Consider the following 10,175-nt stretch of genomic DNA (forward strand, 5'->3'; position numbering starts at 1 on the left):
TGCGGCGGCCGGACCCCGATCGGCTCAGCCGGCCAGGACCTCCCGCTCCAGGCGTGCGTAGCTGTCCTCCAGGCCGTCGGCCATGCCGGTCTCCAGCACCTGGTCACGGGCCTCGACGTCGGGATAGGTGATGTGCAGCGTGACCAGCGTGGTGCCGTCGAGCGGAGTCAGCGTGAGCACGTTCGTCGTCGTCGGCCCGTCCGTGCCGGCCAGCCGCTCGGTGGTCACCTCACGCACCGGCGGACGCGCCTCGGTGATCTCTCCGGTGAAGCCGAAGCGCTCGTCGGCGTCGGAGGTCCACTCGTAATGGTACGAGCCGAGCTCCTCGGGCAGTTCGCAGCGCGTCAGCGACCACCCGTCGGGGCCCAGCATCCAGCGCCGGAGCTGGTCGGGGTCATGGTGGGCGCGCCAGACCTGCTCGGGCGTGCCGGCCACGATCCGCGCCAGGCGCACCGTGGTCTCGGTGAGCGGCTGGACCGTGGTGCCGCGCTCGGCGGCGAAGCGCTCCGTGTCGGCGACGACGGCGTCGATCTGCCCCATGGCGGCCCGCGTGCCCTCCTCCATGCCCATCTCCAGCAGCTGCTCCAGCTCCTCGGCCGAGTTGAAGAAGGTCCGCGCGACCAGGCGCGACCCCTCGGCCGTCTCCTCGAAGCGGTAGATCATGCGCATCGTCGGCAGGTCGGCGCTGCGCTCGCCGTCGGCGTCGCAGAAGCCGTCGACCACGTCGAAGGACGCCGGCTCCTCCACGGAGACGTACTCCCAGAAGCCGTAGTGGGTGTCGCCCTCCGGGCCGGTCATCGAATAGAGGGTGAGGCCGCCGGACGCCATGTCGTGGCGATGGAAGGTGGCCGGATACTCCGGCGGGCCCCAGAACCGCTCGATCTGCCGCGGGTCGCTGTAGGCGTCCCAGAGGCGTCGGCGGCTGACGGCGAAATCCGCGGTGATCGTCAGGGTCAGCTCGTCGGTGTTCTTCTCGACTGCGGTGATGGGCATGATGCGACCTCTCCTGTGGTGATCAGCGCCCGGGCGTTCCCCGGGCGGTCGCTCCGGGTCCCTCAGCCCCGCTCGTCCTCCGCCAGCATCGCGTCCAGCCGGGCGACGCGACCGGCCTCGATCTCCGCGAAGCGGTCCAGCAGGCGCCGGATCTGGCGGATCCGCGCCGGCTCGGCGCGGACGAGGCGCTCACGACCGCTGGCGTGTTTGCTCACCAGCCCGGCCGCGGTCAGGACGCCGACATGCTTGCCGACGGCGGCGAAGGACATCGCGTAGGTGTCGGCCAGTCGCGAGATCGACTGCTCGGCGACGAGCGTGCGCCGGACGATGTCGCGCCGCGTGGCGTCGGCGAGGGCGTGGAAGAGCCGGTCGGTCTCGGCGTCGTCGAGCGCGGGCCCGGCCTCCGGACAAAGAGAAACCATGTGGTTGAATGTAGAGCGTGGCGGAGGTCACGTCAACAGTCGGGGAGCCGGTCGACGACGAGGGTCGGCAGGAGATGCACCACGGCCCGGGCTCGTCCGCGACCGAGGAGGTCGACGGCGAGCCCCGGCCGTGCGGCGTGCCCGCGGAGCGGCGTCGTCGTCAGTTCGCCACGCCGAAGCGCGCCCGGCGGTGCCGCGGCGTCTCGATCTCGTCGACGAAGGCCAGCGCGTAGTCGTCGCCGGAGATGTCGGAGCCGCCTTCCTCGTCGGTGAGCAGCACCTCGCCGCCGATCCGATAGCTGCCGGTGCGCTCGCCGGGGTTGAAGTCGCCGAAGCCGGCGGCCGGGGAGACGTAGAACCAGTCCAGCGCCTCGTCGGAGTCTTCGAGGAGACCCAGGACTTCGATCATCTCGGACGCCTCGGGCCTGGCCTGCTCCGGGAAGCCGTCGGTGTCGATCAGTCGTGGGCCGTCCTCGGACACCTTCAGCACGCCGGCGCCGCCGACGACGCCGAGACGCACGCCCTTCTCGGCCGCCAGACGCACCAGCGTGCGGGAGACCTCGACGACGCGGCCCACCATGGAGCCCCGGGCGGCGAGCGCATTGACCACGACGTCGGCGTCGTCGAGCAGCTCGGCCAGCAGGGTCTCGTCGGTCACGTCGCCGGTGCGGTCGGCGGCGCCCTCGATCGGCTCGCTCGGCGTCCCGCGCGAGACGGTGGTCACCTGGTGGCCGCGGGAGACGGCCTCGCGGGCGATGCGGCCGCCGGCGTATCCGGTGCCGCCCAGGACGGTGATGCGTGCCATGATGCGTGATCCTCCTGAGGTGGGGGTCCGCGGCGCCGGGGCGGCGCCGTCCGTCGACGGCAACGCCGACGACGACCGGTTGCTTCCCGTGCGCCGTCGCCTCGTCCTGCGGCGGGCGGCGGGACGTCGCGCCGCCGGGCGCGGAGCCCGCCGCCGACTGATTACACTGTGCGGGTGACCCCTGAAGAACTCTCCGCCGCAGTGACCGCAGTGCTCGCCGAGGCCGTCGAGGCCGGCGAGCTGTCCGTCGAGATCCCCGAGACCGTCGTGGTCGAGCGACCCAAGAGCCGCGAGCACGGCGACTGGGCGACCACCGTCGCGCTGCAGCTGGCGAAGCCGGCCGGCATGCCCCCGCGCGACCTCGCCGAGATCCTCGCCGTCCGGCTGCGCGAGCGCGACGGCATCGCCGCCGTCGACGTCGCCGGCCCCGGCTTCGTCAACATCACCCTCGACGCCGCGACCGCCGGTGAGCTGGCCCGCACCATCGTCGAGGCGGGAGAGTCCTTCGGGCAGTCCGCGGCCCTGACCGGCCGCACGGTGAACCTGGAGTACGTCTCGGCCAACCCGACCGGTCCGCTGCACATCGGCCACACCCGCTGGGCGGCTCTCGGCGACGCCGTCGCGCGGCTGCTGCGTGCTGCCGGGGCCGAGCTGACCACCGAGTACTACATCAACGACGCCGGCAATCAGATGAGCGTCTTCGCCGACTCGGTGATCTCGCGGATGCACCGCGAGGACGTCCCGGAGGGCGGCTACCCCGGCGAGTACGTCGTCGAGCTCGCCGAGGAGGTCGCCGCCGCTCGTCCCGACGTGGTGGAGATGGACCGTGAGCAGGCTCGTCCGATCATCCGCGAGCTGGCCTACGAGGCGCAGCTGGGCCGGATCAAGGAGACTCTGCGGCGCTTCGGCGTCCACTTCGACGTCTTCTTCTCCGAGCAGACCCTGCACAGCGAGGGGAAGGTCGCCGCGGCGGTGGAGACGCTGCGCGCCCAGGGTCACATCGAGGACCGCGACGGCGCGGTGTGGCTGCGCACCACCGACTTCGGCGACGACAAGGACCGCGTGCTGTTCAAGGCCGACGGCGACGCCACCTACTTCGCCGCCGACGCCGCCTACTACCTGTCCAAGCGGGAGCGCGGCTTCGACGAGAAGATCTACCTGCTGGGCGCCGACCACCACGGCTACGTCGCCCGGCTGAAGGCCATCGCCGCCTGCGCCGGCGACGACCCCGAGCACAACATCGAGGTGCTCATCGGTCAGCTGATGAGCATCAAGGGCGCGAAGCTCTCCAAGCGCGCCGGCAACATCATCGAGCTCGACGATCTCATCGAGTGGCTCGGCGCCGACGCGCTGCGCTACACCCTGGCGCGCTACCCGGCCGATTCTCCGATCGACGTCGACCCGGACCTGCTGCGCTCGAAGACCAACGACAACCCGGTCTTCTACGTCCAGTACGCCCATGCGCGCGCCTGCAACGCCGCGGCCAACGCCGCCGCGGCCGGAGTGGACCGCTCCGGCTTCGACGCCGCGCTGCTGACCCACCAGACCGAGGAGGAGCTGCTCTCCCAGCTGGGTCGCTTCCCCTCGATCGTCGCCTCGGCCGCCGAGCTCCGCGAGCCCCACCGGGTGGCCCGCCACCTGGAGTCGCTGGCCGCGGCCTACCACGGCTGGTACGCCGCCTGCCGGATGGCTCCCAGTGTCGGTCACGACGGCGTCGCCGAGCCGGTGACCGACCTGAACCGCACGCGGCTGTGGCTCAACGACGCCACGGCTCAGGTGCTGCGCAACGGCCTGCACCTGCTCGGCGTCTCGGCCCCGGAGAAGATGTGATGAGCGAGCACTCCAGCGAGCAGACCGCGCCGCACCCGCTGGCGCCCGGATGGCTGAGCCCGATCACCGACAGCGCCGGACTCGAGGAGGCCCTGCTTCCCGCCGATGCGCACCGCGACGACGCCGGCCGGCTGACCATCGGCGGCGTCGACGTCGAGACGCTGGCCGCCGAGCACGGCACCCCGCTGTACGTCCTCAGCGAGGCCGACTTCCGACGCCGTGCCCGCCAGTACCGCGAGTCCTTCGCCGCGGCCTTCGCCCCGCACGCCGAGGTCGACGTCTTCTACGCCGGCAAGGCCTTCCTGAGCACCCACGCCGCGCGCTGGGCCGCCGAGGAGGGGCTCTGCGTGGACACCGCCTCCGGCGGCGAGCTCGCCGTCGCGCTGGCCGCCGGGGTCGATCCGGCGCGCATCGGCCTGCACGGCAACAACAAGTCCGACGCCGAGATCCTCCGGGCGCTGCGCGTCGGGGTCGGCCGGATCATCGCCGACTCGCTGGAGGAGCTCGAGCGCATCGAGCAGCTCGCCGCCGCCGAGTCCACGGCCGCGCCGGTGATGCTCCGGCTGACACCGGGCGTGCACGCCTCGACGCACGAGTACATCGCCACCGCCCATGAGGACCAGAAGTTCGGGCTCTCGCTGACCCCGCCGGCCGGCGCGCCGGAGGAGGGCGGCTCCCCCGACGGCGCCTCCGACGGCGTCGCCGCGCATCGCGGCTCGCCGGCCTGGGCTGCCGTGGAGCGGGCGCTGGCCTGCGAGCATGTCGAGCTGCGCGGGCTGCACTGCCACATCGGCTCGCAGATCTTCGAGCCGGAGGGCTTCGAGCTCGCCGCCACCCGGCTGATCGGCCTGCTGGGCGCGGTGCGCGCGGCCCACGGCGTCGAGCTGGCCGAGCTCGACCTCGGCGGCGGCCACGGCATCGCCTACACCGAGGCCGACGCCCCGCGCCACCCCGCCCAGATCGCCGAGGCGCTGGCGGCCACCGTGGTCTCGGCCTGCGCGGAGCATGAGCTGTCGGTCCCGCGGATCTCGATCGAGCCCGGCCGCTCCATCGTCGGCCCCGCGGGAGTGACCCTCTATCGGGTCGGAGTGCAGAAGGACGTCCAGGTCGACCTCGACGACGACTCGACGGCGGTGCGCCGCTACGTCGCCGTCGACGGCGGGATGAGCGACAACGCCCGCGGCGTGCTCTACGACGCCGACTACTCGGCGATGCTCGCCGGCCGGAAGGTCGTCGGCGAGCATGCGCTGTCTCGCATAGTGGGCAAACACTGTGAATCCGGTGACATCGTCGTGCGCGACGTATACTTGCCGACGACGACGGCGCGGGACGACCTGCTCGCCGTGCCGGCCACCGGTGCCTACTGCCACTCGCTGTCGAGCAACTACAACCTGTTGACCCGCCCCGCCGTGGTCTCCGTCGCCGACGGCCGTTCGCAGGTGCTGATCCGCCGCGAGACGGAGGAGCAGATGCTCGGCCGGGACACCGGGTACTCGTCGTGATCCGTCGTCGGATCCGAACCAGCGTCCGACTCTGACCTGACCGTCCTCGGGCCGCACCGTCGATGCGGTCCGACGCACCGAAGATTGAGGTGACCATGGCCAGCACAGCTGCCCCGCTCACGATCGGCCTGCTGGGGGCGGGCTCCGTCGGCTCCCAGGTGGCGCGGACCCTGGTGGAGGAGCGTGAGCTGATCAGCTCGCGCGTCGGCGCTCCGGTGAGGTTGGCCGGCGTCGCCGTCCGCGACGTCGAGGCCCCGCGCGACTGGCGCATCCCCGGCGAGCTGCTGACCACCGATGCTGAGGCGCTGGTCGACCAGGTCGACGTCGTCGTCGAGCTGCTCGGCGGGCTGGAGCCTGCCGGTTCGCTGATCGAGCGCGCGCTGCGCCGCGGCGCCGGCGTGGTCACCGGCAACAAGGCGCTGCTGGCCACCCGCGGCGCCGAGCTGGCCGCGATCGCCGCCGAGGCCGACGTGCCGCTGCACTACGAGGCCGCCGTCGGCGGGGCGATCCCGATCCTGCGGCCGATCCAGGAATCGCTCTCCGGCGACCGCATCACCAAGGTGATGGGCATCGTCAACGGCACGACCAACTACATCCTCGACCAGATGGACACCACCGGTGCGGCCTTCGACGACGCGCTGAACGAGGCCCAGCGGCTGGGCTACGCCGAGGCTGATCCGACCGCCGACGTCGAGGGCCACGACGCCGCGGCGAAGGCCGCCATCCTGGGCACGCTGGGCTTCCACGCGCCGTTCACCATCGACGACGTGCACTGCGAGGGCATCACCCAGGTGACCTCCTCAGACATCGAGGCCGCGGCGGCGTCGGGATACGTGATCAAGCTGCTGGCCATCGCCGAGCGTTTCGACGGCGAGGGAGCGGTGCTGCGCGTGCACCCGACCCTGCTGCCGCGCACCCACCCGCTGGCCAGTGTCCGCGGCGCGTTCAACGCGGTCTTCGTCGTCGCCGAGAACGCGGGCGAGCTGATGTTCTACGGGCAGGGCGCCGGCGGACTGCCGACGTCCTCGGCGGTGCTGGGCGACCTGGTCTCGGCGGCGCGCAGCGTGCGCACCACCGGCGCTCCGGCCGAACTGTCGGCCACCGACACCACGATGACCGCCCTGCCGATCACCAAGGCGACCACGCGCTACTACGTCGACCTGGAGGTCGCCGACCGCGAAGGCGTGATCGCCGAGATCGCCCGCGTCTTCGCCGACCATCACGTCTCCATCGAGGCGATGCGTCAGCCCGGCAGCGTCTCCGCCGACGGCGAGGTGGACACCGAGCAGGACAGCGGAGCGATCGTGCAGATCGTCACCCATCAGGCCCGCGAGCAGTCGCTGGCCGACACGGTGGAGACGCTGAAGCAGAAGGAAGTCGTCCGCGCGGTCAGCTCGGTGCTGCGCGTGGAGATCGACCAGCAGTCCTGAGCCCGCGGGTCCGGCCCCGACCGCCCCCGACCGGCGCTGACCGGCCCGACTCGCATCGGACAGACCCCGACCGCCCCCGACCGGAGGAGAGCACCAGCCGTGGCGCACCAGTGGCGCGGAGTGATCCGCGAATACGCCGACCGACTGCCCGTCGGTCCCGACGACCGGATCATCACGCTGGGGGAGGGCGGCACCCCGCTGGTGCCCGCCCCGGCGCTGTCCGAGCTGATCGACGGCGACGTCCGGCTCAAGGTCGAGGGGATGAATCCCACCGGGTCCTTCAAGGACCGAGGGATGACGATGGCGATGACTGCCGCAGTGGCCGACGGCGCACGCGCGGTGGTCTGCGCCTCGACGGGCAACACCTCGGCCTCGGCGGCGGCCTACGCCGCCCGCGCCGGTCTGACCTGCGCCGTGCTGGTGCCCCGCGGCAACATCGCGATGGGCAAGCTCAGCCAGGCCATCGCCCACGGCGCGGAGATCATCCAGGTCGACGGCAACTTCGACGGCTGCCTCGACGTCGCCCGCAAGCTCGCCGAGGCCTACCCGGTCTTCCTGGTCAACTCGGTCAACCCCTCCCGCATCGAGGGGCAGAAGACCGGGGCCTTCGAAGTCGTCGACGCCCTCGGCGACGCGCCGGACTATCATCTGCTGCCGGTCGGCAACGCCGGCAACATCACCGCCTGCTGGCGCGGCTACCAGGAGTACGCCCGACCCTGGCGTCCCGAGGGCGCCGGCGACGATGTCGAGCCCCTGGCCCCGCCGGCCGGCCGGACCCCGATCCTGTGGGGGTTCCAGGCGGCCGGCTCGGCGCCTATCGTGGCCGGCCACCCGATCGACGAGCCGGACACCGTCGCCACGGCGATCCGCATCGGCAACCCAGCCTCCTGGGAGCAGGCCGAAGCCGCCCGCGACGACTCCGGCGGGCTCATCGAGGCCGTGACCGACGAGGAGATCCTGGCCGCCCACCGCTGGCTCTCAGCGCGGGAGAGCGTCTTCGTCGAGCCCGCCTCGGCCGCCGGCGTGGCCGGTCTGCTGAAGAAGCACGCCGCCGGGGAGATCCCGGCCGGCAGCACGGTGGTCATCACGGTGACCGGGCACGGTCTGAAGGATCCGGACTGGGCGGTGAAGAACGCCGCGGAGGCGGGGGCCGAGCCCACCGAGCTGCCGCAGGACGTCGAGACCATCGCCCGGCACCTGGGGCTGTGACGGGGACGCCGGTGAGCACCGCATCCAGCCGCGCCGCCTCCTCGCCCGAGCCGGTCTCCGTCGTCGACTCCGCGCCCGACCTGGTCGAGACGCTGGACGCCCCGCGCTCCGTCCGACTGCGCGTGCCGGCGACCTCGGCGAATCTGGGGCCCGGCTATGACTGCATGGGGCTGGCGCTTGGGCTGCACGACGAGATCGACGTCGAGGCCGCACCCCGCGCCGCAGAGGCCGCCGCCGCAGTCCGCGTCGACGTCGACGGCGAGGGCGCCGGGGCGCTGCCCGCCGACGCCTCGCATCTGGTGGTCTCGCTGATCGAACGCATCCTCGTCGCCCGCGGCCGGCGACTGCCGGACCTGACGGTGCGGGCCAGGAACCGGATCCCGCACAGCCGGGGGCTGGGCTCCTCGGCCGCGGCGATCGCCTCGGCGGTGGTCGTCGCCGACCAGCTGCTGCCCGACGGCCTGGACGCGGACGAGCAGCTGCAGATCGGCGCGCGCATCGAAGGGCATCCCGACAACTACGCTCCGGCGCTGCGCGGCGGGCTGGCCGTCTCCTGGCGCGAGGGGGAGACTTTCCGCACGGCGCGCCTGAGGCCGCATCCGCGGCTGCGCACCGTGCTCGCCGTGCCGACGGCGGAACAGTCCACGACCGCCGCGCGCGGGGTGCTGCCCGAGCAGATCCCGCATGCCGAGGCCGCCGACAACTCGGCCCGCTCGGCGCTGCTGGTCCATGCGTTGACCGCCGAGCCGGAGCTGCTGCTCCCGGCGACCGAGGATCGACTGCACCAGCAGCAGCGGCGCGGCGCCTTCCCGGCCTCGATGGATCTGGTGGACCGGCTCCGCGAGGCGGGCCACGCCGCGGTGATCTCCGGGGCGGGGCCGTCGGTGCTGATCCTCGCCGACGGTGACGAGGCCGCCGAGGCCGCCCGTCGCCGCATCGGTGAGGCGGTCGACGTCGTCGACCCTGCCGCGGCCGGCGTCGAGGAAGGCCGACGGCACGAGGCCGGCCCCGACACGTGGCGCTCGCTGATCCCGCCGATCAGTGACGTGGGTGCTACAGTGGAGGCACACCGGCGATGATCACGCCGAGTCCGGAATCGTCGCCCCTCGCGGGTGCGGCGCCCCGGTCCCGGCGGCATCCACACGGCACAGTACGACGCCGTGCGAACGATCACCGATGTTCCCGCGCGAGTCGCGCACCCTCTGCCGCACAGCGGCGTCGCACGCCCTGCCTCATCGGTAGGACCTGCCTCTCTGCGTCCGGCGTGCCCCTCACAGGACGTGCCCTGTGCACCGGCGAGACGTGCCCGACCCGATCGACGTGCGAAGACCATCGGAGCGCTGGAATCACTGATAAGCCGACGGCCATCTGACGAGCCGTTGAAGACACGCTGCAGGGAGTCGACGTCGCGCCGCGTGCGATGAGCGGAGGCACCGCGATCACCCTGCCCGACGAGGGGGAAGGAATCCTTCGTGACAGACACCACCGCTGAGACCACCGAGGCTCAGGGCACCGGAGCGCCCGCCGCGGGCGCCGAGAATTCCGCCGATGCGAAGAACGCGGGCCTGGCCGGGCTGAAGATGGCCCAGCTGCAGGCTCTGGCCTCGCAGCTCGGCATCACCGGCGGCTCGCGGATGCGCAAGCAGCAGCTGGTCGACGCCATCTCCTCGCACCAGCGCGGCGGCGCCGTCGCCGAGCGCCAGGAGAAGGCCAAGGAGGCCGAGAAACAGCAGGCCCAGAAGCAGGAGGCCCAGAAGCAGGCCGACACCTCGGGCGACGCGCCCCAGGACGGCCAGAACTCCGAGGGCTCCGACCGGCAGAAGTCCCGTCGCGGCGGCAAGGGCCGAGGCCAGGACAAGAACCAGGACCAGGGCGGCCAGGAGCAGCCCGCGGATCAGGGCGGCCAGCAGGACGGCGGCGGGGGCGGCCAGCAGGGTTCCCGCGGCGGCCGTGAGGCCAAGGGCCAGCAGCAGAAGGGCCAGAA

The 10,175-nt window shown here is 72.5% G+C and carries 9 protein-coding genes; 6 read left to right on the forward strand and 3 right to left on the reverse strand.

Translation table 11 applies throughout. The annotated features are described in order from the left end of the window. Window positions 1-24: 24 nt before the first annotated feature. The 3 genes from GU5_RS0104240 to GU5_RS0104250 all read right to left on the reverse strand — a co-directional run bounded on the left by GU5_RS0104240 (window position 25) and on the right by GU5_RS0104250 (window position 2,220). Window positions 25-993, reverse strand: a complete 969-nt coding sequence (locus tag GU5_RS0104240) for an SRPBCC family protein (RefSeq protein ID WP_010524337.1) — start codon at window positions 991-993, stop codon at window positions 25-27. Window positions 994-1,055: 62 nt separating this feature from the next. Further along, window positions 1,056-1,415 (reverse strand): helix-turn-helix transcriptional regulator, encoded by a 360-nt coding sequence (locus GU5_RS0104245; RefSeq protein ID WP_010524338.1) that lies wholly within the window; start codon window positions 1,413-1,415, stop codon window positions 1,056-1,058. Window positions 1,416-1,575: 160 nt separating this feature from the next. Continuing rightward, window positions 1,576-2,220: an NAD(P)-dependent oxidoreductase gene (locus tag GU5_RS0104250; protein ID WP_010524339.1), complete on the reverse strand. Its 645-nt coding sequence runs from the start codon at window positions 2,218-2,220 to the stop codon at window positions 1,576-1,578. Window positions 2,221-2,394: 174 nt separating this feature from the next. Between GU5_RS0104250 and argS the strand changes: the two genes are divergently transcribed. The 6 genes from argS to GU5_RS17530 all read left to right on the forward strand — a co-directional run. Then, window positions 2,395-4,050 carry an arginine--tRNA ligase gene (gene argS / locus GU5_RS0104255; RefSeq protein ID WP_010524340.1) on the forward strand — a complete coding sequence of 552 codons (1,656 nt, stop codon included), beginning with the start codon at window positions 2,395-2,397 and terminating at the stop codon, window positions 4,048-4,050. Next, complete coding sequence (locus tag GU5_RS0104260; protein ID WP_010524341.1) at window positions 4,050-5,552, forward strand: diaminopimelate decarboxylase; 1,503 nt, start codon at window positions 4,050-4,052, stop codon at window positions 5,550-5,552. Before argS ends, GU5_RS0104260 begins: the two co-directional genes overlap by 1 nt. A gap of 95 nt (window positions 5,553-5,647) precedes the next feature. Beyond that, on the forward strand, window positions 5,648-6,982 hold the full coding sequence (locus GU5_RS0104265; protein ID WP_033227847.1) for a homoserine dehydrogenase: 1,335 nt from the start codon (window positions 5,648-5,650) through the stop codon (window positions 6,980-6,982). 99 nt (window positions 6,983-7,081) lie between these two features. After that, window positions 7,082-8,191 (forward strand): threonine synthase, encoded by a 1,110-nt coding sequence (thrC, locus tag GU5_RS0104270; protein ID WP_010524343.1) that lies wholly within the window; start codon window positions 7,082-7,084, stop codon window positions 8,189-8,191. 11 nt (window positions 8,192-8,202) lie between these two features. Then, the gene (thrB, locus tag GU5_RS13955) at window positions 8,203-9,270 is read left to right on the forward strand and encodes a homoserine kinase (RefSeq protein WP_010524344.1); all 1,068 of its coding nucleotides are present in this window, start codon (window positions 8,203-8,205) and stop codon (window positions 9,268-9,270) included. Window positions 9,271-9,663: 393 nt separating this feature from the next. Further along, window positions 9,664-10,175, forward strand: a 512-nt coding sequence (locus tag GU5_RS17530; RefSeq protein WP_010524345.1) for a Rho termination factor N-terminal domain-containing protein, incomplete at its 3' end; no start/stop codon positions are given.

This window comes from Nesterenkonia sp. F (assembly GCF_000220985.1).
Classification (GTDB): Bacteria; Actinomycetota; Actinomycetes; order Actinomycetales; family Micrococcaceae; genus Nesterenkonia.

Excerpts from the sequence above, each read along its gene's own strand:
- GU5_RS0104240 (WP_010524337.1), bottom strand. The coding sequence starts at position 993 with ATGCCCATCACCGCAGTCGAGAAGAACACCGACGAGCTGACCCTGACG.
- GU5_RS0104260 (WP_010524341.1), top strand. The coding sequence starts at position 4,050 with ATGAGCGAGCACTCCAGCGAGCAGACCGCGCCGCACCCGCTGGCGCCC.
- GU5_RS0104245 (WP_010524338.1), bottom strand. The coding sequence starts at position 1,415 with ATGGTTTCTCTTTGTCCGGAGGCCGGGCCCGCGCTCGACGACGCCGAG.
- GU5_RS0104250 (WP_010524339.1), bottom strand. The coding sequence starts at position 2,220 with ATGGCACGCATCACCGTCCTGGGCGGCACCGGATACGCCGGCGGCCGC.
- GU5_RS0104265 (WP_033227847.1), top strand. The coding sequence starts at position 5,648 with ATGGCCAGCACAGCTGCCCCGCTCACGATCGGCCTGCTGGGGGCGGGC.